At 62.5% G+C, this 21524-nt stretch carries 20 protein-coding genes; 8 read left to right on the top strand and 12 right to left on the bottom strand.

Features of this window, described 5'->3' with window-relative positions; translation table 11 throughout:
- The first annotated feature begins 10 nt into the window (after positions 1–10).
- On the top strand, positions 11–751 hold the full coding sequence (locus HY26_RS00915) for a type I pantothenate kinase (protein WP_065383274.1): 741 nt from the start codon (positions 11–13) through the stop codon (positions 749–751).
- Positions 752–755: 4 nt separating this feature from the next.
- Here the strand turns inward: HY26_RS00915 and HY26_RS00920 are convergent, their stop codons facing one another.
- From HY26_RS00920 to HY26_RS00955, 8 genes are all read right to left on the bottom strand, one after another.
- Positions 756–1895: a zinc-binding dehydrogenase gene (locus HY26_RS00920; protein ID WP_065383273.1), complete on the bottom strand. Its 1140-nt coding sequence runs from the start codon at positions 1893–1895 to the stop codon at positions 756–758.
- 40 nt (positions 1896–1935) lie between these two features.
- Positions 1936–2910 carry an NADPH:quinone oxidoreductase family protein gene (locus HY26_RS00925; protein ID WP_065383272.1) on the bottom strand — a complete coding sequence of 325 codons (975 nt, stop codon included), beginning with the start codon at positions 2908–2910 and terminating at the stop codon, positions 1936–1938.
- Between the two features lie 9 nt (positions 2911–2919).
- Positions 2920–3954 (bottom strand): alpha/beta hydrolase, encoded by a 1035-nt coding sequence (locus HY26_RS00930; protein WP_034769333.1) that lies wholly within the window; start codon positions 3952–3954, stop codon positions 2920–2922.
- A gap of 72 nt (positions 3955–4026) precedes the next feature.
- On the bottom strand, positions 4027–4650 hold the full coding sequence (locus HY26_RS00935; protein ID WP_034769335.1) for a TetR/AcrR family transcriptional regulator: 624 nt from the start codon (positions 4648–4650) through the stop codon (positions 4027–4029).
- A 134-nt stretch (positions 4651–4784) separates the two neighbouring features.
- A complete protein-coding gene (locus tag HY26_RS00940) occupies positions 4785–5819 on the bottom strand; it encodes a hypothetical protein (protein ID WP_065383297.1) in 1035 nt (344 codons plus the stop codon).
- 4 nt (positions 5820–5823) lie between these two features.
- Positions 5824–6522, bottom strand: coding sequence for a DUF6498-containing protein (locus HY26_RS00945; protein WP_034769339.1), 699 nt, complete (start codon positions 6520–6522; stop codon positions 5824–5826).
- A 91-nt stretch (positions 6523–6613) separates the two neighbouring features.
- Positions 6614–7285 (bottom strand): M23 family metallopeptidase, encoded by a 672-nt coding sequence (locus HY26_RS00950; protein WP_065383298.1) that lies wholly within the window; start codon positions 7283–7285, stop codon positions 6614–6616.
- Complete coding sequence (locus HY26_RS00955) at positions 7282–8613, bottom strand: NAD(P)/FAD-dependent oxidoreductase (protein WP_065383299.1); 1332 nt, start codon at positions 8611–8613, stop codon at positions 7282–7284. The genes HY26_RS00950 and HY26_RS00955 overlap by 4 nt, the downstream gene beginning before the upstream one ends.
- A gap of 90 nt (positions 8614–8703) precedes the next feature.
- Here HY26_RS00955 and HY26_RS00960 point away from each other — a divergent pair, with 90 nt between their 5' ends.
- The 3 genes from HY26_RS00960 to HY26_RS00970 all read left to right on the top strand — a co-directional run bounded on the left by HY26_RS00960 (position 8704) and on the right by HY26_RS00970 (position 10254).
- Positions 8704–9183 (top strand): PaaI family thioesterase, encoded by a 480-nt coding sequence (locus HY26_RS00960; protein WP_051600305.1) that lies wholly within the window; start codon positions 8704–8706, stop codon positions 9181–9183.
- Positions 9183–9614, top strand: coding sequence for a PaaI family thioesterase (locus HY26_RS00965; RefSeq protein WP_034769343.1), 432 nt, complete (start codon positions 9183–9185; stop codon positions 9612–9614). Before HY26_RS00960 ends, HY26_RS00965 begins: the two co-directional genes overlap by 1 nt.
- A gap of 199 nt (positions 9615–9813) precedes the next feature.
- Positions 9814–10254, top strand: coding sequence for a DUF6265 family protein (locus tag HY26_RS00970; protein ID WP_034769344.1), 441 nt, complete (start codon positions 9814–9816; stop codon positions 10252–10254).
- A gap of 3 nt (positions 10255–10257) precedes the next feature.
- On the opposite strand, the gene HY26_RS00975 is transcribed toward HY26_RS00970, so the two are convergent.
- Together HY26_RS00975 and putA are read right to left on the bottom strand one after the other, a co-directional pair.
- Entirely contained in the window at positions 10258–11118 is an 861-nt protein-coding gene (locus HY26_RS00975; RefSeq protein ID WP_034769345.1) for a DUF3298 and DUF4163 domain-containing protein, read from the bottom strand.
- 9 nt (positions 11119–11127) lie between these two features.
- Entirely contained in the window at positions 11128–14262 is a 3135-nt protein-coding gene (gene putA, locus HY26_RS00980; protein WP_065383300.1) for a bifunctional proline dehydrogenase/L-glutamate gamma-semialdehyde dehydrogenase PutA, read from the bottom strand.
- Positions 14263–14465: 203 nt separating this feature from the next.
- On the opposite strand from putA, the gene HY26_RS00985 reads away from it, so the two are divergent.
- Positions 14466–15644 (top strand): glycosyltransferase family 1 protein, encoded by a 1179-nt coding sequence (locus tag HY26_RS00985; protein ID WP_083180797.1) that lies wholly within the window; start codon positions 14466–14468, stop codon positions 15642–15644.
- Between the two features lie 11 nt (positions 15645–15655).
- Here the strand turns inward: HY26_RS00985 and HY26_RS00990 are convergent, their stop codons facing one another.
- Complete coding sequence (locus HY26_RS00990) at positions 15656–16765, bottom strand: substrate-binding domain-containing protein (protein ID WP_034769347.1); 1110 nt, start codon at positions 16763–16765, stop codon at positions 15656–15658.
- A gap of 277 nt (positions 16766–17042) precedes the next feature.
- On the opposite strand from HY26_RS00990, the gene HY26_RS00995 reads away from it, so the two are divergent.
- The gene (locus HY26_RS00995; RefSeq protein ID WP_034769348.1) at positions 17043–18236 is read left to right on the top strand and encodes a type III PLP-dependent enzyme; all 1194 of its coding nucleotides are present in this window, start codon (positions 17043–17045) and stop codon (positions 18234–18236) included.
- On the opposite strand, the gene murI is transcribed toward HY26_RS00995, so the two are convergent.
- Positions 18182–19051, bottom strand: a complete 870-nt coding sequence (gene murI / locus HY26_RS01000) for a glutamate racemase (RefSeq protein ID WP_051600306.1) — start codon at positions 19049–19051, stop codon at positions 18182–18184. The two genes, HY26_RS00995 and murI, sit on opposite strands and share 55 nt — an antisense overlap.
- 194 nt (positions 19052–19245) lie before the next feature.
- Between murI and HY26_RS01005 the strand changes: the two genes are divergently transcribed.
- Entirely contained in the window at positions 19246–19644 is a 399-nt protein-coding gene (locus HY26_RS01005; protein WP_034769353.1) for a hypothetical protein, read from the top strand.
- Positions 19645–19720: 76 nt separating this feature from the next.
- Positions 19721–21524, top strand: a 1804-nt coding sequence (locus HY26_RS01010; protein WP_112072746.1) for a copper resistance system multicopper oxidase, incomplete at its 3' end; no start/stop codon positions are given.

Below are 21524 nucleotides of genomic sequence, written 5' to 3' on the forward strand. Positions count from 1 at the left end.
ACGGACCAGAATGACGACAGAGACGCAGAACACCGATGGGGGCGGCATCCAAGCGCTGGCCGTCCGCCTCTCTGAACTGCAGGCGGACCGGGAAGGCCTGATCGCCGGCCTCACCGGTTCCGTCGCCTCCGGCAAGACCACACTTGCCGGGGCGCTCGCCGACGTGCTGGACGATACGCTGGACGTCGCAACCGTTTCGACAGACGGCTTCCTGTACCCGAACAGCGTGCTGGCTGAGCGGGAGCTGACGCTTCGCAAAGGCTTCCCCGAAACCTATGACCATCAGGCCCTCGGCGAGGCGCTCCGCACCCTTCGCACGGGCGAAGCCGCCTTTCCGGCCTATAGCCATGTCACCTATGATGTGGACCCGGCTCTGACACGCGTCATCGCCCAGCCGGACGTCCTGATCCTGGAAGGGCTCGGCTTCCAGCCATTGTCGCCGCCCCCGCGCGAAACGCACGAACCGGACCTGCTGATCTATCTTGATGCCAGCGAGGACGACCTGCTTGCCTGGTTCCTGGAACGCTTCGTGCGCCTGTGGAACGCCGCACGGGAGGATCCGTCATCCTTCTATGCGAACTTCCTGCACATGTCGGAACCGGAGCTGCTCGAATTCGCTCAGTCCGTCTGGGAGCGGATCAACCTGGCGAACCTCAGAGAAAATATCGCCCCGCTGAAACAGCGGGCCGATATCGTTCTCTTCAAGACCCGCGACCATACTATCACGATCGCGGAAGACAGGCTGCTTTAACAGCCTAGAGGGTCGGGTCGATCAGGTATTTCTCGCCGGTCGCCTTGGCATTGTAGGCGTGCAGTGTTTCCAGATCGAGCGCATCGGCCAGCGAGATCGTCTTCGTATAGTGGCTGGCAAAGGTCGTGTTCAGTTCGTCTATGACGCGCTTGTACATGCGTGCACGCACTTCCGGAGCGGCCTTTTCCAGGAACGGAGTCAACAGGTAGCCGCTGAGGTTCCAGGCAAAGCCGACGCCGGCCGGGACGATGGTCGGTGACATGTCGAGTCGGCCATAGATATAGACCTGCGTTTCAGTGCCAGAGCCGTAGCGGGAATATTCCTTCATCTTGCGGCTGGCGGCCGCTTCCATCGCGATCAGCAGCTGTCCGGCCAGCGGACCGCCACCGATGGCATCGAAGCCCATTGTGGCGCCTGTCTCGACGAGGCCATTGATCAGGTCTTCCATGAAAGTCGGCGAGGTCGAGTTGACGATATGCTTCGCACCGATGCCGCGCAGGATTTCCGCCTGCTCTTCCTTGCGGACGATGTTGAGGATAGGCACGCCGTCCTTGAGGCAGATCTTGTTCAGCATCTGGCCGAGGTTTGAAGCGGCAGCGGTATGAACCAGCGCCTCATGCCCTTTGGCTTTCATCGTTTCCACAAAGGACAGCGCCGTCAGCGGGTTCACATAGCAGGATGCCCCCTGCTCTGCCGTCGTGCCGTCCGGCAGGGCCATGCACTGCGAGACATGCAGTGTACGGTATTGCTGGTACATGTTCCCGCCAAGGCAGGTAACCATCTTGCCGAGCAGGGCCTGTGCTGCCGGGGAGTCGCCCGCGGCAATCACGGTGCCTGCGCCTTCATTACCAACGGCCAGCGACTGGCCAAGCCGGGCTTTCATGGCACGTAGTCCGCCCTCCGGCACATCGGCAGAAATGGTCGGATTGTCTTTCGTGCCACCCTGAACGGCGGTCGACATGTCAGCGCCGCCAACCAGGAGGCCCAGATCGGACGGGTTGATCGGCGTGCCTTCAACACGAACTACAACCTGGTCCGGGCCGGGCCCTTTTACAGGCGCCTCGGCGAGGGAGAGTTCGAGTTTGCCTTCCGGCGTCACCAGCGTGCGGATCTGGAGGCTTGTCTCGGGAAGTTGATCAGCCATCGGGTATTCCTCTCTAAGGGTTTGAATTTTTGAATGTGTGTCAGGGCCTTATAATGACCTTACCGACAACTTCGCGGTCCGTCAGCAGGCGCCACGCTTCGCGCCAGTCCTCCAGCGCGATCTCGCGGAAGACATGCGGATGTACTTTGCCTTCATTGGCCCATTTCCGGATTGCGGCCTGGTTCGCTCGCCCCCGCTCCGGGAACTGGCGGCCATATTCTCCGGCGCGCACGCCGACAACCGAGAAACCCTTGATCAGCGGCATGTTCACTTTGACTTCCGGAATGCGGCCGGATGTGAAGCCCACCACCAGCAGGCGTCCGTCGAAGGCGATACAGCGCACGCTTTCATCGAAAACGTCCCCGCCGACCGGGTCGAAGATGACGTCGGCGCCTCGCCCGCCCGTCAGCGACTTCACCTTGTCGCGAAAACCTTGGCTGACATTGATGCCGTAATCCGCGCCGTATTCCAGCACCTTTTCAAGCTTGGCGTCGGAGGCAGACGTGGCAATGACGGTCGCGCCAAGCAGCTTGCCGACATCAACCGCCGCCATGCCGACCCCGCCGCTGGCGCCATGCACAAGCAGGGTCTCGCCCGGCTGCAGATTCGCTCGCACGACCAGCGCCACATAAGCGGTGATGTAGGCCGCCGGAAATGCGGCGGCTTCGGCAAAGGAGAAAGGCGCAGGCTTGGGCGACAGGCTCGCTGCCGGCAGCACGGCGTATTCCGCATAGGCGCCGGTCTTGTTGCCGCCGATCACTTCGTCGCCGGGTTTCCACTCCGCGACACCCTCACCAACCGCTTCGATCACGCCCGCGACTTCCATACCGAGCGTGAACGGCAGTTCCGGTCTGAACTGATACTTGCCCTGGCTCATCAGGAGGTCCGGGAAGTTTACCCCGGCGGCTTTTACGCGAACCAGAACCTCGCCTTCTCCCGGCTGCGGCACGGGAATATCCCGCACCTCCAGCCCGGAAAAGTCATCCGTGATCTGGTGACAGACTAGCGCTTTCAAGCGGCGCTCCTAGAGCTTTGAGTAGACGGTGCGGACCATGTCCGCGATTTCCAGACAGGCCTTGCGCGAGCCCGGCGAGATCAGCGTGAAGGCGGTGAAGGCGTGCGCGAGATTGTCGTAGCATTTGTGGATCACTGGCACGCCGGCATCCTTCAGGCGGCGGGCATAGTCATCGCCCTCGTCGCACAGCGGATCGTGCCCGGCCGTGATAACGACTGCCGGCGGCAGGCCATCGAGATGCCCTGTCTGGCCCGGCGACAGCATCTTGTCGGACTTGTCGAAGCCTTCCGGCAGGTATTGCTCCATGAACCAGTCCATCGTGTCTGTGGACAGGGAGAAGGTCTCGCTGAATTCCTTGCGGGACGGAAACTCCTCGACCAGATCGATGGCCGGATAGATCAACAGCTGCATCGCCGGCAGGGGTTTGTCCTCGCGCTGCATCTCCTGTGCGATGATCGCCGAGAAATTGCCACCCATGGAATCGCCGCCCACGGCCGCAACACCTTCCGGCGCACCGAATTTCGCAGCATTGCGCATGCCCCATTCATAGGCTGCGCAGCAATCATCGATGCCGGCCGGGAATTTGTGCTGGGGCGCGAGGCGGTAGTCCACTGACAGGACGGGACATTTCACGCGGCTGGCAAGAATGGAGCACCAGGCATGGCAGGTTTCCAGATCCCCGATCACGCCGCCGCCCATATGGTAGTAGACCATCAGCGGCGCCTTCGGATCCTGGCCGTCTGGACGGTAAATACGGGCCGGAATCTGGTTCTGGTTCGGGCCCGGAATAGTCAGGTCTTCCGTCCGCACACCAGGTTCGATGGGCGCGGCGACGGAGGCGAGCGTTTCCTTGGTGACCGCCTGGACGGTTTCCGCTGGCAGGCTGGAAAGCGGCGGCGCATTACGGCCGTTCCACGCCATCAGCTGCAGCTGCGGCTCAAGCGTACGGCCGCGGATGGTCAGCGGTTTGCCGCCCGCCATTTTCACGAGCAGGCCGCCCGGCAGTTTCATGACGAGCTTGGTGATGGTCTGCTGAAGGCTCATGGCCGCTCCCCTGTTGTATTGTCAGGCAAAGCTTAGACCTGCCCTGCCTCGCTCGCCAAGGGGGCAACAGGCTTACTTCGCGGCAAGTTCCTTCACGCCGGCCATCAGCATGCGCGAGGCAAACTCTGTCGCGCCTTCCACATCAACCGGCCGGCGCAGCAGCATGATTTCACCCATTTCCCGGGCGGTACCGATGGCGGCAGCAGTCAGATAGTCGATATCGATCGTTGAGGAGGTATCCGCGGACAGGATGCGCTCAAGGTCCGACCGGATTTCGGCGGCAACGGCGGACATTTCCGGCGTATCCACCCGGACACCGATCAGCGCCATGTGCGGCGCCCCTTCGGACAGGGCCTGCCGGTTCTCTTCGGCAATGAAGCTGAAATAGGCGTAGTAGGCGTCGTGCATGTAGTCATGCGCTGTGCGGGCGCTGGCGCGGACGTCTTTCAGAAGTTCCCGGAAGTGGCGCGTGGAATCCTCGGCGATTGCCTCGAACACTTCTTCCTTGGACTTGAAGTAGTTGTAGAACGTCCCTGCGGCGAGGTCGGTTTCCCGGATGATGTCACGCACCGTCGTTGCTTCGAACCCGATGCGAGCGAATACGCGCCGGCCAGCATCCAGAATCGCCCGGCGGTTCGCAGCTTTTGAGCGCGCACGTTTGCCGGATTTGCCTGCCGTTTTCACGTCAATCGTCATGAATACCTGTCCTCACCTGACGACATCGTCGCCGAAGGCGTCATCATGTGTCAACTTTATAACACTGCAAGGCTGCAATGCATTTCGTCTCAAAAGAATCAGGGGTTTGCCGGATTGCCAGCGGTTTATGCGGGTTACTGTGCAGCCGGGCTGATCCGCCACGTCAGGCCATCTCCTGACGGTTCGCAGGCCACATCCATGAAGGCCCGCTGAGAATGCACGGCGCCGCGCCAGATTTCGGTCCAGCAGGACAGGAGATTGTCGCGTTCGGCGCCGTCCAGACCGCGCACGATCCGGAGCCCGGACTGCCGAACAACGGCCCCGTCTCCGGCAATTTCGACACAGGCATCATCGCCCATGCCGGCGAACATGGCGGCCAGGAATTTGGCCGCCTCTGCAGGGCCGCCATCGACGCCGCCGACAGCATCGGCCATGCGCCGGAAATGCTGCAGGCCCGTCAGGCGCGCGGCAAGATGGCAGAGCTCAAGCGCCCGGTCCTGCCCCAGTACATTGACCAGTTCGCGCACACCGTTGCGGATATACTCGACCGCATAGTTCCGGTTGGCCTTGGCAAGGCGCTCCGCACTCCACTCCCCGGGGGGTGGTTCCGGCTGCTTCGCCGGATCGAAAGGCGGCGGGCGCTCGTCCGGCGCGAACCGGAGGCGCTCCTCGTCCGACAGGTCGTGGTCATATTCCCGGAAATATCCGCAGAGGCCAAACTGGCCGGTCATGTCTTCCGATACGCAGACAAAGCCGAGGCGCGGATTGCCGAGCGAGACACCGTTCTGTCCATACCAGCCGCGCAGGAAGCCCCGGCTGGCCTCCACCGGCACGCCGCAGATCACGGCGCCATCATACATCCAGCGCGGATAACGGAAGCGGACCCAGGCCTTGGTATCGCTCTCTTCCATGTATTCGACCGCCACGCCGCCGACCCCATTGGAAAGCACGTGATACTTCGCGCAGGCCACCGCGTCCGGCAGGCCATCAAGACCCAGCTTGCGGAAGGATGACAGGAACTTGTCTTCATGCTGGCGGCGGAACAGGCGGAACATCCAGTCGCCGACGACTTCTGGCCCTTCCCGCGTTGCGACCATCAATTCCAGCCCGAGCAGGCACTGGTGATGCAGCTCTGCCTGTGCCTCGATCGCAGCAATGTTCAGTGTCATGGCCCTATCCTGCTTCTGCTACCGCATTCATGAGCTTGCTGCCGCCACCCTCAATCTTCCGTCGACGAAGCATGTTCAGGATCATGCCGAACGCGACGCGCAGGATGATCAGGATCAGTACGCCGAGCAGCGGCTGGCCGACTGCCAGCATCAGGCCTGCCCCCAGAATGATCGCAACGTGCAGGGTGACGATCCGGCCATAGGGCGCGAACATTTCGACGGGCAGCTGCGTATTCCGGTAGTCTCCGCGGCCGATGAAATCGACCAGATAGAAAATCGCGTTCACGAGGATGATCGCGCCAATGAACCACAACATATAGGGACCGGTGCCGAGGGCCCAGTCGACCAGCGTCCGCATCCCATCGATTCCGGGGGCTGCATCGCCAACCTTCCCACCCGCAAAAGCGCTCAGGAAAATGCCATGGCCGAAGCAGAACATGCCATAGTGCACTGTGAAGAACGGAACCATAAACAACGCAATGGGGATGTTCAGGGCGTTGGCGGCAATCGTTCCCAGCATGCGGAAAATAGTGAAGGCGCCGATGACCAAATTCTCCAGCCAGTAGAGCGCCACCAGCGGCACAGCTTTCCAGCCGAAGAAAATCACTGCGATGATGGGCAGCAAGTCGACCAACAGGGTCAGCCAGGCCAGCGGGTCCCGATAGGTCCGGGCAAACAGGTCAGGGTCGAAAAAGCGGTTCATTCCGGCACCTGCGCACAGGCTGCAATGACTAGGCCAGCGGCCCAGGTCGAAAAGCGCCTCACCATGTCTTGTCCCTCCACCCTTTTGTGTATCAGCTGCCCGCTGGATCGTAGGCCGGAAACTCGAACGGGTTGCGGGGCGCCAGCCCTTTGGACCCTTTCGGATTATTGTAGTTGCCCGTCAGGATCTCGAAATGGAGGTGGATGGCTGTCGCATTGCCAGACCTGCCCATCATGCCAAGCTCCTGCCCGAAACCCACTTCCGCGCCGGTGCGGATCCCCTGAGCAAAGTGCGCAAGGTGAGCGTAGCGCGTGTATACGCCGCCGCCATGATCAATCAGGACCATATTGCCATAGCCGGTCGAAACGCGTGCTTCGAGAATGCGCCCCGGCGCGGCGGCATAGATCGGCCCGGCCGGAATGGATTGCAGGTCGATCCCGTCATGGCGCCGGGCGGAGCGGATGCCGAAGCCAGACGAGAGGCACACCTCGTTGGCTGGCGCCGTCGCCAGAACGACCGAACCGACGACGATGATCGGCTTGTAATCGACCACCCAGAAATCGCGATCCATGGGCGGTGCATTGGTGACGTAGATGCCCCCACAGGAGCGGAGATAGGCGTTCGGCTGGAAGCTGCCTTGTGCTGCAGTGACCTGCGGCGGCCCCGGTGGCGGCGTATAGGTCCGCACCTGTGTCGGGGCCGGCGAAGAGGCGCAACCAGCGAGGAAAACAAGCGTGAGTGCAGCCCCCAGCAGCTGCCTCATGCGGGAACTTTCGCGCGTTTCATGCCTTTTTCGATCTCCTTCAAGAGGTCCCGGCAATAGAGGTTGAAGTCTACCTGCATGCGGTGGCGCGGGCTGTCATAGAAGTGCCCGAGGTGCTCCTTCTCGTCCGCGACCGTAATGCGTTCCATTTCGGCAGCGTCGGGGAAAGCGTACTCGCCATCAAGGGCCGCAGCCACCAGCTTTGACTGCTGCTCTGCAAAGTTCACCAGCGTCGGCAGCGGCTGGGCGAGGCCGAGGAAGAAGATCGTCTCGCGGCCGGGCTTCACCATGCGCTTGTAGAGCGGGAAGACATTCTCCTTCGGGGTCAGGTCGTCCTGCTTGAGGAATGGGAAAGTGACATTGTAGCCCGTCGCCCAGACGATCGCATCGATCTTCTCGCGCGTGCCGTCGGTGAAGATCACGGCGTCGCCGTCCAGCTTCTCGATGCCGGGCTTCGGCGTAATGTCGCCGCAACCCACGCGGGTCAGGAACTCGCCGGAGACAGAGGGGTGGCCTTCCAGCGGCTCATGGTCCGGCTTTGGCAGGCCATAGTCTTCCATCATGCCGATGGTCTTCTTGATCTTCTTGCGCGCGAGCTTGCGTCCGAGGCTGGCCGGCATCCAGGCCGGCAGCACCGCCTTGTCGGCCGGCTTGCCGTCCATGTATTTCGGCATCACCCAGACGCCCCGGCGCATGGAGATGAACAGCTTTTCCGCCAGCGGGCGCTGGGACAGTTCCGACGAGATATCCATCGCGGAGTTCCCTGCCCCGACGATCATCACGCGCTTGCCGCGGAAATCGTAAGGCTCGAACGGGTCGGTATAGTTGTGGGAATGGACCTGGTAACCATCGAAATGCCCGGGATAGGTCGGCGTGCGCGGGTCCCAGTGGTGACCATTGGCGACCACGACGGCATCGTATTCGCGCGTCTCGCCGGTCGATAGTGTCACTTTCCAGCGCCCGCCCGGCAGGTCTTCGACATTCGTCACAGCCGTATTGAAGGTGATCGTCTCGCGCAGGCCGAAATGATCCACATAGTCGTGGAAGTACTGCAGCAGCTGGGCGTGATGCGGGAAATCCGGCCAGTCTTCCGGCACGGGATAATCCTCGAAGGCGAGGCGCCACTTCGACGTATCGATGTGCAGCGACTGGTAGCAGGACGAGGCACCATTGGGGTTCTTGTAGTACCAGTTCCCGCCGATATTGTCCGACATCTCGAAACAATCATAGGGCAGGCCCCGGTCTTTCAACCGCTTCGCCATGGTGAAGCCCGAACATCCTGCGCCGATAATGCAGGTTTTCGGCTTGCCCGTTCCCTCAAATGCCATTGTTTCCTCCTGACCTCAGGTCATATGTATGTTCTCGCCCTTGCGGATGTTATCCGAGGCGAAATGCAGGTCAAATGAATGAGGGCCCATATGGAAGATGACGCCACGCCAACTGCCGAACCGTGGCAGGTTATGGGAGAAAACCTGGACATCATGACCGGTGGCATCCCGTGGGGACGCCGGATGAGCTTCCGCGTGACGAAGCTGGAAAAGGGCCGCGTCTGGGGCGTGCAGCCCTGGAAGGAGCGCCTTGTTGGCGACCCGGACACCGGCGTGATCCATGGCGGCGTGCTGACGTCTTTCCTCGACAACCTGTCCGGCATGGCCGCAAGTTCCTCGCTCGAAAAAGCCCGCTTCGTCTCCACTCTGGACCTGCGCATCGACTATATGCGCCCGGCAGAGCCGCACCGGGAAATCCTTGGCGAGGCCGAGTGCTATCACATCACCCGCAATGTCTGCTTCACCCATGCCTGGGCCTATCATGAGAGCCGGGACAAGGTGATCGCCACCGCTGCAGGCGCCTTTGCCATCAACAAGCCCCGCTCGGTCGAGTCGCTGAGGGAGTTCTAATGTCTGACGATCTTCTCCCCACCCGCGGCGAACAGGTTCAGGCCTTCCTCGGCCGCACGCCCTTCGCGCAGGAAATCGGCATGCGCTGCGAAGTCATGGGCGACGAGATGACCGCCATCATGCCGTTCCAGCAGAAACTGATCGGCAATTTCACAATCCAGGCTCTGCATGGAGGCGCCATTGCCGCCTTCCTGGAACTGACCGCCATGGCGCAGGTCTACCTCGTGACTGAGCATCTGGAGCGCCCGCCGCGGCCGATCAACATTACGATCGATTATCTCCGCCAGGGCCACGCCAAGGACACGTTTGCCCGCGCCACCATCACCAAGATGGGCCGGCGCATGTGCTCGGTGCGAGCCGAGGCCTGGCAGGACGAGCGGTCCAAACCGGTCACCAGCCTGCTGGCGCACTTCAAGGTAAGCGGCGACTGAGGGGAGTTGGATAAGGCCGCCTTCAGGCAATGAACAATCCAATGAATACACCATGTACTCACCATGAAGACGGCCCGGATTTGCGCCGCTCAAAGCCGGGCATGAGTCCTCTATTGCCTATCCTGTGGCGGGCCCCCTAATCTCCGGCATCGGGACAAGGGGAAATCGTGACTCACCCATTTGCACTTCAAGGCATGCGATGAAGCGCGCGCTGGCTGCCTGCCTCCTTCTGGGAGGCTGCGTGACGGCGCCGGCGGCGACAAGCGACCACCCTTTGGGCTGGATCAGCGGCTGCTGGGAGAATGCCGACGGAGACTATCGCGAAGTCTGGTCGGCGCCGGATCATGGCTACCTGTTCGGCTATGCGATGTCCCTGAAAGGCGAAGCCGTCACCTTCTTCGAACAGTCCCGCATCCACCCCGGCAAGGCCTTCACATTCAACGCCTATCCGGGCGGCGAGGGCCCCTTCCGCTTCACCGAAATCGAGCGGGGCGAAAAATTCATCGTCTTTGCAGACGCCAGTCACGATTATCCCCAGCGCATCCGCTATGCTCGCGACGGGGACCGGATGACGGCGGAAATTTCGCTGATCGACGGCTCGGAAGGACAGGGCTTCGCCTTCCGCGCCTGCAGAGACTAGAGGTCAATCGCCGAAGCGCTGGATGTCTGCCGGGTCTCCGGCAAACAAGTCCGCATATTCCGGCTTCAACAGGTCATGGAAACCGGCCTGCGGCAGGGTGACATGATAGGCCCCTTCCGCATACGAACCGATTTCATAGGGGGCAAAATGCAGGACGATGCCACCGAGCTTGTCCGTTTCAGTGGAGGCGATCAGGCTGATCTCTCCTGAGAGGACATCGAGGTCACCGAGCGCGTCTTTCGCTTCGCCGAGGAAAGTGTCCCGGCTGTCAGGTGACCCGCTGCGCTGGACCTTCGCTTCGGCAATGCCTTCGAACACAATGGGGGCAAATGCGCTGGCGGCAGCGGCGCGGTTTGCAAACAGATCCCCTGCCCGCATCCGCTCGCCGGTTTGCGTGTCATAGATGCGCGCATCGGTCATGTAGTTGCCATGCGCCCCGCCGGTGAAGGTGAAGATAAACCCTTCCAGCCCGGCGAGTGTTCCCGCCGCACCGGTGAGACGCCAGTCGATCTTCAGGCCATAGGGCCGGAAATATTCCGGGTCGGCGTCCTTGTAGGTGTCTGCATCTTCCTGCATGGCCTCGATCCGGCCATTCGCATCTTCGATGAGGTCTGCCGCGATGGCGGGCGCCAGGGAGAAGATCGCTTCCTCGAACCGGACATCGGCCTTCAGAGTCTCAGTGTCCACAAGAAGGAAACGCGGCATGTCCGCTGTGGACATGTCCTGCGGATCCGTCGCCGCACCGTCGGCCCCGGCCACCTGCACCACTGTGTCCGGCGTCTCCGCCGTCTCGCCTGCCTGTCCGCAGGCAGCCGGAACAATCGCCAGCATCAGGGCGGCGGACAGAAGCAGGGCTCGTTTCATCGCTATTCTCTACAGGCTGAGCAGTTCGGCGTCACCACCTTGTGCCGTGATATTCACGGTCAGCGCCCTTTCTGCGGCGAAGCGATGAAGATAATGCGGCCCGCCCGCTTTGGGGCCGGTCCCGGAAAGGCCTTCCCCGCCGAAGGGCTGGACGCCCACAACGGCGCCGATCATCGACCGGTTCACATAGGTGTTGCCCACCGGACAGGCCTCGCGGACTTCCTTGTAGAAGCTGTCGAGACGCGAATGCACGCCCAGCGTCAGGCCATAGCCCTTGGCGTGGAGTTTGGCGCCGACCTCATCGATGTCGTCCGGATCGTAGCGGATCACATGCAGGATGGGGCCGAACTTCTCTTCCGTGATCTGATCGAGCGAGGAAAGCTCGACCAGAGCCGGACCGAAGCCATAGCCTTCCGTACCAATGACGCCGGCATCGACCTGATGCAGGACTTTCGCCCGCGACTTCATATCGTCGAGGTGGGCCTGCAACATGTCGCGGGATTCTGCATCGATGACGGGACCGATATCCGTGTCGGGCTGGGCCGGGTCACCCAGCTTCAGCTCGTTCATCGCCCCGATCAGGCTCTCGATCAGGTGGTCTGCCGTTTCATTCGGCAGGAAGGCGACCCGCAGCGCGGAACAGCGCTGGCCCGCTGACCCGAAGGCGGAGATGATCATGTCGTCGAGCACCTGTTCGCGCAGGGCGGTCGTATCCACGAACAGGCCGTTGAGGCCACCCGTCTCCGCGATCAGCGGAATGATCGGCCCATTGCGCTCTGCCAGCGTGCGATTGATCAGGCGAGCTGTGTTCGTACCGCCGGTAAAACAGACGCCGGAGACACGAAGGTCGGAGGTCAGCTTCGCACCGACCGTCTCGCCCTTGCCGGGCAAGAGATGCAAGGCATCGACCGGCAGGCCCGCCTTGTGGAACAGCCTCACGGCTTCGAAGGCAATCAGCGGCGATTGTTCGGCTGGCTTCGCCACGACCGTGTTACCGGCGGCAAGCGCCGCGGCGAGTTGGCCGGTGAAGATGGCCAGCGGGAAGTTCCATGGGCTGATGCAGCAGAACACACCCCGTCCGTGCAGGGACAGATGATTCGTCTCACCCGTCGGTCCTGGCAGGCGCACCGGCGCGGCGAAATCCTTCTCGGCGCCCATCGCATAATACCGCAGGAAGTCGACCGCTTCGCGTACTTCGGCGATGCCGTCATTGAGCGTCTTGCCGGTCTCGCGTGCCATCAGGGCGATGAGGCGCGGCATGTTGCTTTCCAGCGCTTCGGCCATGGCGCGAAGGTGGCTTACCCGCTGCGGCCCGCCGAGCTTGTCCCATTCCGGCTGGAACTTGACGGCTGCATCGAGCGCGCGGTCCATCGCCTCTTCGCTGGCTTCCTTGCAGGCCCCGAGCACGGTTTCCGTGTGGAACGGCACGCGGCACAGCTCGCCCCCGCCCGTGTCCGGTTTGCCGGAGACGATGGCGCCCGCAGCGATGGCCGGGCTGTCGCGGAAGATGCGGATCGCTCCGGCGATGTCGTCGCGTACATTCTGCTGCGACAGGTCCATGCCGGAGGAATTGCGCCGCTCCGGCCCGTAAAGGCGCGGCGGCGTGGGAATGCGCGGATGGCGACGCGGACCAGCTTCGACCTTGGTGATCGGATCGGCAACGACCTGTTCGGCCGGCACGTCCGGATCGAGGAAGGAATGTACGAAACTCGTGTTCGCGCCATTCTCCAGCAGGCGGCGGACGAGATAGGGCAGCAGATCCTTGTGCGCACCGACAGGCGCATAGACCCGCACCTTGCTACCAGCCTTGGCCGCGGCGTAGAGCGCCTCGCCCATGCCGTGCAGGCGCTGGAATTCGAATGCGGTCACGCCCATGGAGTCTGCCATCAGGTCCACCGTCGCCAGCGTGTGGGCATTGTGGGTCGCGAATTGCGGATAGAGGACCGGGCTCGCCTCCAGCAATTGTTTGGCGCAGGCAAGATAGTGGAAGTCCGTGCCCTGTTTGGTCGTGAAGACCGGGAAGTTCGGGAAACCTTCGACCTGGGCGTGCTTGATCTCACTATCCCAGTAAGCACCTTTCACAAGACGCACCATGAAACGCCGGCGGGTGTCGCCAGCCAGCTGCTTCAGCTTCTCGATCACGCCGCGGGCGCGTTTCTGATAGGCTTGCACGGCAATGCCGAGACCGTTCCAGCCTTTCAGGGACGGTTCGCGCGCAAGAGCCTCCATCAGCTTGAGCGAGATGACCAGCCGGTCGGCTTCCTCCGCATCAAGACAAAGATTGATGTTCGCATCCGCCGCCTGTTTGCAGAGCCCCAGCAGGCCGGGATAGATCTCCTCCATCACGCGGGCCTCATTGACCGCCTCATAGCGCGGGTGCAGCGCGGAGAGCTTGACCGACACACCATTGGACGCTTCCGGCGCAACGGACTTGTCCTTGCTGGCGGCAACCTGTTCGATGGCGCCCTGATAGGCTTTCAGATAGCGTTCGGCATCGGCGGCAGTGCGGGCGCCCTCCCCCAGCATGTCGAAACTGAAATTCGCCGCATCGCCCTGGCGGACCATCCGGGTGCCGCGCTTTAGCGCGTCCTTCACGTTCCGGCCAAGGACGAACTGCTCGCCCATGATCCGCATGGCCTGCATCATGGCAGCGCGGATCACCGGCTCGCCGCTTTCGCGCACGAGACTGGAGACAAAATGGCCGGGGCCTTTCTTGGCCGCCGCAGGCACACCGATCACACGGCCCGTCAGCATCAGGCCCCAGGTGGACGCATTGACCAGCCAGGATTCCGATTGGCCCTGATGCGAGCCCCAGTTTCCCGAGCGGATTTTCTCGGCGATCAGGTCATCGCGGGTTTCGGCGTCCGGCACGCGCAACAGCGCCTCGGCAAGGCACATCAGGGCGAGGCCCTCGGCGTTCGACAGGCCGAACTCCTCCAGGAAACTCTCCATCATACCCTTGCGGCGCCCGGTCGCCCGCGCCGTCTCGACGAGGTCGAGCGCCCGCCGCATGGCCGCCTGTCGCAGATCGTCGCTGACGGGTGTCTCCTTCAGCAGATCCTCCAGCAACGCCTCCTCATCCACAAATTTGTTGGAATCGAGCGCGTCCCAGACGAACCGAGTGGCGGCAAGGGTGTCGGACATAAATAGAGTTCCCTTCTGGCAATGGTTTTGGCACAAAAACGTACTAACGGGGCAGGACTTGTACGGGTTCCACCGAATTCAGGGAAAATCTATATCGACTTCGACGGCCGGTTGCGAGGGGAGTGGACAGCGTTTCAGGCCTTTACCATACCGCCCAAGCCCGCCATGTTGCGCTCGGCTGCGTGGCATTGATGGGAGTCCACATGCGGATCATGCTCGTGACAGACGCCTGGGACCCTCAGGTCAACGGCGTCGTGCGCACCATGAAGCGCGTTATCGCCGAATCAGAGGCGCTGGGCCATGAATGGGAGATCGTGCATCCTGGTCAGGGGTTCATGACCATGCCGCTGCCGACCTATCCCGAAATCAAGCTTGCCCTGTTCGCCCGGGGTGAAATCGAGGAACGGTTCAACGAATTCGAGCCGGACGCCATCCATATCGCGACCGAGGGCACGCTGGGCATGGCAGGCCGGGCCATGTGCCTGAAGATCAAGCACCCCTTTTCGACCGCCTATCACACCCGTTTCCCGGAATATGTGAGCGCCCGCCTGCCGATCCCGATCTCCTGGGGCTACAATTTCGTCCGCTGGTTCCACAAGTATTCCGGCAAGGTGATGGTGCCGACGCCCTCCATGGTGGAGGAGCTGCGGGTCAAGAACTTCATCAATCTCGTCGCCTGGGGCCGCGGGGTGGATACGGACCTTTTCAACCCGTCCCGCCGGATCGAGGAAGGCCAGCCAGGCGATCCGTTCGAGGGCCTGATGCGCCCGATCTTCCTGAATGTCGGCCGCGTGGCGGTGGAGAAGAATATCGAAGCCTTTGCCGAGCTGGACCTGCCCGGCACCAAGGTCATCGTCGGCGACGGCCCGCAGCGCGAGGAACTCAAGAAGCGCTATCCGGACGTCAAATTCCTCGGGGCGCGGTTCAATGAGGACCTCGCCACCGTCTATGCCAGCGCGGACGTGTTCGTGTTCCCCAGCCTGACGGACACGTTTGGCCTGGTCGTCCTGGAGGCCATGTCGTCCGGCACGCCGGTAGCCGCCTATGATGCGACCGGCCCGCGCGATGTGATCCCGGGCTCGAATGCCGGCACCATCACGCCGGTCGACGGAGACCTCGCCGCAGGCGCGATCGCCTGCCTCGATCTCAACCGCGAGACGTGCCGCAAATATGCCGAAGGCTATAGCTGGCGGGCCTGCGCAGAAGCGTTCATCGAAAACCTGCAGCCCCTGCCCGCACCGGCGCGGAAACGTTTCTGGCAGAAGATCCGCCTACGGCGTCGCAAGAAACCGCTGGAATTGGTGATCCCGCCCCTGCTGGACCTCAGCCCGAAACCGAAGGAAGCACCGGAAACCTCCGAGGAGCCGGACGACAAGCCCTAGGCGAAGGCGCCCTAGTCTGCGGGCGCGTCTTTCAGCTCTGCAGCGCGCGCCTGTTCGACCGCACGGTCTTCTTCGGTCAACGGAATCAGGCCCTTTTCGAGCAAGTAACCATCCGGCCCCATGGCGCCATCGGATATGAATTCCTGCACGAACTCGGCGATCCCCGGCACAACACCCAGATTCTCGCGCTTCACATAGATGTAGAGCATGCGGGAGAGGCCGTACTCCCCGTCCTTGATATGCACGAAGTCCGGCGAAACACCGGACAGGAGCCCGGCTTTCACACGGTCTGAATTCTGCTCAAGGAAGGAAAAGCCAAGAATGCCGATGGCCGCCGGCGTCTTGGTCAGCGCCTGCACGACTGCGGCATCATTTTCGCCGAAGTCGATCCAGGCGCCATCGGTGCGGATCGTCCGGGCACGTTGCAGGAAGGCCGTCTCGTCCTGCTCGCGCAGTGCGGCCATCTGCGGATCCTCCAGCGCACCATGCTCCATGCCGAGCTCGACGAAAGCGTCGCGCGTACCGGAGGTCGGCGGCGGACCAAAGACGAGGATCGGCTCATCCGGGAGAGACGGGCTCACCTCGTTCCACGACTTGTACGGATTGGGCACGAAACCGCCTTCACCGTCCGGCAGCTCCATGGCGAGCGCGCGGTAGAGCTCGGCCTTGGTGATGTCGAAATCAGGCCCGGCCTTGGAATTGGCGATGACGATACCGTCGTAACCGACGCGGATTTCGGCGGGATTGTTGACGCCATTGGCAGCGCAAAGCGCCCGCTCCCCTTCCTTGATCGGGCGGGACGCGTCCGAGATCGAAGGCTGCGACGGCCCCGTGCCGAGACAAAAGGCCTTGAAGCCGCCGCCCGTCCCGGTCGTCTCCACCACCGGTGTCGGCCATTTGGTGACGGCGCCAAACTGTTCGGCAACCGCCGTGGCGAAGGGCGAGACGGTGGACGATCCGACAATCTTGATCTTTTCGGCATCCACGCCGGTGATGGATGGCGTGACGATCCGGTCGCCCACTTCCAGCTTTGACAGGTCCGTGCGTCCGCACGCCGCCGCCAACAACAAGGCCGCGGCTGCAAGGATTGGCGCAAGGCCTGAAGAGAGTGCGCGTGTCATGCCTGACTCTTTCCCAGTTGCGCCTGCCTCTATCCGGAATCCGGGCCGGCGCCAAACAAGGTAGGACTTCTTCAGTAACTGCTACAGGCCGGGATGAAGAAGGTTTCGTGAAAAATTTCAGTCCCGGCCCAAAAATTCACTTGCACGCCCGGATGTAGTCCATTACATGCCCCTTCGAAATAAAGAGATGTGGCGGACACTCTGCGCTAACCCACTCGGTGGGGGCCCCCGTACTAACGCCCAAAGCTGGTTAAAAGCCCTTTGGAGGTTAGGTGTCATGCACTCCTATGCTACTCCCATTCATGTTGTTCGTGCGTCCCAGCCGGACCTGCCCGTATGGTGTTTCCGTCCGGAGCGCGTCACTGCGGCCGCTAAATGGTTCCATGACTCGTTCTCGGCCGAGCCGTTCTACGCCGTGAAGGCAAACCCGGCCGAGCATGTTCTGGACGCGCTCTGGGCCGGCGGCGTGCGCAGCTTCGACTGCGCCTCCGACACGGAAGTCGAACTGATCCGTACCCGGTTCCCGGAAGCCCGCATTGCGTTCCTGCACCCGGTGAAGAATCGCCGTGCCATCGCCCGTGCCTACAAGGAATTCGGCGTGCGCATCTTCGTCACCGACACGATGACGGAGCTGAACAAGATCCTCGAGGAAACCGGCTACGCGACGGACCTGACGATCATCGTCCGTGTTGCTGTGTCTTGCGACGGCGCGGCCCTGCCGCTGGCCGGCAAGTTCGGCGCCGGTGCAGACGACGCTGCAGAGATCCTGCGCGAAGCCCGCCGTTATGCAGACGAGCTGGGCGTGTCGTTCCACGTGGGCAGCCAGGCGATGCAGCCGACGGCATGGGCAACCGCCATGGCCGACGTCTCCCGCATCATCATCACCGCAGGTGTCACGGTCGACATCGTCGATGTCGGCGGCGGCTTCCCGTCGATCTATGCAGACAACGCCCCGCCTTCGCTGGACGCTTATGCCGCCATGGTCGAAGCCTCGTTCGAGAACATGTTCGTTCTCGAAAACGCTGAACTGTGGTGCGAGCCGGGCCGTGCGCTCTGCGCCGAGTCGGAAAGCCTGCTGTGCCGTATCGAATTGGCGAAAGATGGCGCGCTCTACATCAATGACGGCTCCTATGGCGCCCTCTACGATGCGGTGCACGAGCGCTGGAACTTCCCGAAGCGCGCCATTGCTGGCGACGGCCGCAAGCTGCATGGCATGACGGCTTACACCGTGTACGGCCCGACCTGCGATTCGACCGACAAGTTCCCGGAAGAGATCATGCTGCCGGCGGGCCTGGCCGAGGGCGACTATATCGAATTCGGCAATCTCGGCGCCTATGGCCGTGCCATGTCCAGCCGCTTCAACGGCTTCGGCGAAACCGAAGTGGTGGAAGTGCAGGACGCCCCGTGGCCGACGCTCTACGGGTCGATCGGCGCCGAAGTCGTGTCCATCGGGTCGATGGCAACGCGCTGAAGTTCCGGAAAACCGTATCGCCTGAGGACGAGCGCGAGATCCGCCTCGTCTTCGGGCGAACTCGTCAGGAAGGCGTGGCCGCCGATGCCACGCGCCTTCGTATCTGCCGGCAGCACACGGATTGTCTGGCGGGCGATGGCTGCGCCTGAGTCGACATAGCTGACAGGCTGGGGCGCGCTGGCGATCAGCTGGCCGCGCACAAGCGGGAAATGGGTGCAGGCGAGCACGATCGTATCGATCTTCTCCCCGCCCGGCACCTCGAACAAAGGCGCCTGCACTTCGGCAAACCGGTCGATGTGAATGTCCTCGCCGCGCGCATGCGCTTCGGCCAGGCGGACAAGTTCGATACTGCCATGCATGATGACATGCAGGTGGCCGGCGAACGTCTCGATCAGTTCGGATGTGTAAGCCCGGCGGATCGTGCCCGGCGTTGCCAGCAGGCCGACCGTGCCGGTGCGGGTGAGCTGGGCAGCCGGCTTGATTGCCGGCACGGTGCCGACAACCGGGATGTCGAGCACCGCGCGCACGTCCTGCAGCGCGAGCGTCGAGGCGGTATTGCAGGCGATGACGAACACGTCCGGCTTCACCCGGTCGCACAGCGCCTTGGCCACTTTCGGCAGGCGCTCTCGCAGGGCTTCGTCTGACTTGTCGCCATAGGGAAAGAAACCGGAATCGGCAGCATAGTGCACGCCAAGCGCCGGGCCGAGCGCGCGGATCTCCTCCGCAACCGTCAGGCCCCCGACCCCGGAATCGAAGACGAGCACCCGCCCGCGGGCGGGAGACGGAACGAAATTGCCGGGCAGTGTCTCAGGCATGATGCAAGCCTATTCGCATTCGCAGGCGGCGAAAACGGGGCAGAAATCGGGTCGATTTTCAGACTCGGCGCGCATCGATGTCCTACCCGCCCGGCAACGCCTCCACAGCAAAGTTATTTTGAAAACGTCCCGGAGGGTGCTTATCTGGTCCGGAACGCGCTCCCGGCCAGCCGGGAGCCCCGCAGGCAGTGAGCATGGTCATTCTGAGATCCTTCTTCCTGGCAGGCCTGGCCCTGTTCTTCGCTGCCCAGCAGGCGCTTTGCGCCTGTGATGCGCCGCAGGAACAGGCACCGGCCGCAATGGAAATGGCGCACAGCATGCCAGCCGGGCATGCCTGCGATGAAACCCAGACACCGCATCATGACAAATCGGCCTGCCCGCATTGCAATGCTGACTATGACCTGATCGCCAAGGCCCCGCAGGCGATGGCCACTCCCCTGCTGCCTGTCAGCACGGCCCCGGCGGTCTTCCTGCCGTCCGAGGCATTCAGGGTCTCGGCGCCCCCCATGCGGCCGCCGAAATACACGCTCTACGAAGCGTCCGGCCCGCCTCGGCTGACGCCGCTCCAGTTGAAAACCCGCCTCCTGAATTGAGACCGGCCCGGTGGGCCGCGCCTTTGCGCGCCCGCCGCCAATGCCGTTTCCCCCTCAATTCAGAAGGATCATTCCCATGTTCAATCGACGTCATTTCCTGCAGGGCAGCGCCCTGATGGGGCTTTCGTCCATGCTGCCCGCCGCCTTGTTGCCGGCCTGGGCCCGCAGCGCCAGTGACGGCAATACCGGCCTCCCCAGGGAGACCGCCACGGAGTTCAATCTTTCCGTCGGGCGCTTCCCCGTGCGGATCGACGGACGTGCCGGCGAAGCCGTCGGCGTCAACGGCACGCTGCCCGCGCCGCTGATCCGTTTCCGCGAAGGCGACGAAATCACACTCAATGTGACCAACACGCTGGACGTGGACACCAGCATTCACTGGCATGGCCTTCTCGTGCCGTTCCAGATGGACGGCGTGCCGGGCGTCACCTTCCCCGGTATCCGGCCGGGCGAGACGTTCACGTACAAATATGCCGTGCCGCAATCGGGCACCTATTGGTACCATTCCCATTCCGGCCTGCAGGAGCAGGAAGGGCACTACGGGCCGATCATCATCGATCCGCATCATCACGACCCGGTCGCCTATGACCGGGAATATGTGCTGGTCCTCTCCGACTGGAGCTTCGAGAGCCCGTACCGGATCTTCGCAAAGCTGAAGAAGATGAGCGATGCCTACAATTACCAGCAGCGCACCGTGGGCGACTTCCTGAAGGACGCGCAGGCGCGCGGCCTCGGCGCCGCCTGGAACGAGCGCGCCATGTGGGGCCAGATGCGGATGTCGCCGCGAGATATCGCCGATGTGACCGGCGCGACCTATCACTATCTGATCAACGGCCATTCGACCGCCGACAACTGGAACGGCGTGTTCAAAAAGGGCGAGCGCGTGCGCTTGCGCATCATCAATGCCTCGGCGATGACGATCTTTAATGTGCGCCTGCCGGGCCTGCCGATGACCATTGTCGCCGCCGACGGCCTGAACGTGCAGCCGCTGGAGGTCGACGAGTTCCAGATGGGCGTCGCCGAAACCTATGATGTCATCATCGAGCCGAAGGACGAGCATGCCTATGCCTTTGTCGCGGAGAGCATCGACCGGTCCGGACAGGCGGTCGCGACCTTCGGTCCGCAACCCGGCATGCGCGCCGAGGCCCCTGCCCTGCGGGCCGTGCCGACGCTGACCATGAAGGACATGGGCATGGATCATGGCAGCATGGACATGAGCGAGATGGACCATTCGGAAATGGACCACGCCACAATGGGCCATGACATGAGCGGAATGGAAATGTCCGGTCATGAAGGCCACGACATGAGTGGCCATGAGATGGGCGATATGGCCATGGATCATTCCGCACACGGCATGGCTGAGGATGCCGGCTGGCCGGTGGAGAAGAAAACCATCAAACGCGGCCCCGGTGTCGCAAATGTCGCCATGATGCCGATGAGCCGTCTCGACGAGCCGGGCATCGGCCTTGAAGACGTGGGCCACCGCGTAATGCGTTATTCCCAGCTGCGCAGCCTGACCCGCAATCCGGACCTGCGCCCGCCGGGCCGCGAGATGGAGATCCACCTCACCTCCAACATGGAACGCTACATGTGGAGTTTCGACGGGGTGAAGTTCTCCGAAGTGACGGAGCCCATCATCTTCCATGAAGGCGAGCGCCTGCGGGTGACGCTGATCAACAATACGATGATGCCGCACCCGATCCATCTGCACGGCATGTTCTTCGAACTCGTCAATGGCGGCGGCGACCATAAGCCCCGCAAGCACACGGTGATCGTGAAACCGGGCGAGAAGCTCTCCTTCGATGTCTCGGCAGACCATGTCGGCGACTGGGCGTTCCACTGCCACCTGCTTTACCACATGCATGCCGGCATGATGCAGGTCG

It is taken from the genome of Hyphomonas sp. GM-8P (genome assembly GCF_003263315.1).
GTDB lineage: Bacteria > Pseudomonadota > Alphaproteobacteria > Caulobacterales > Hyphomonadaceae > Hyphomonas.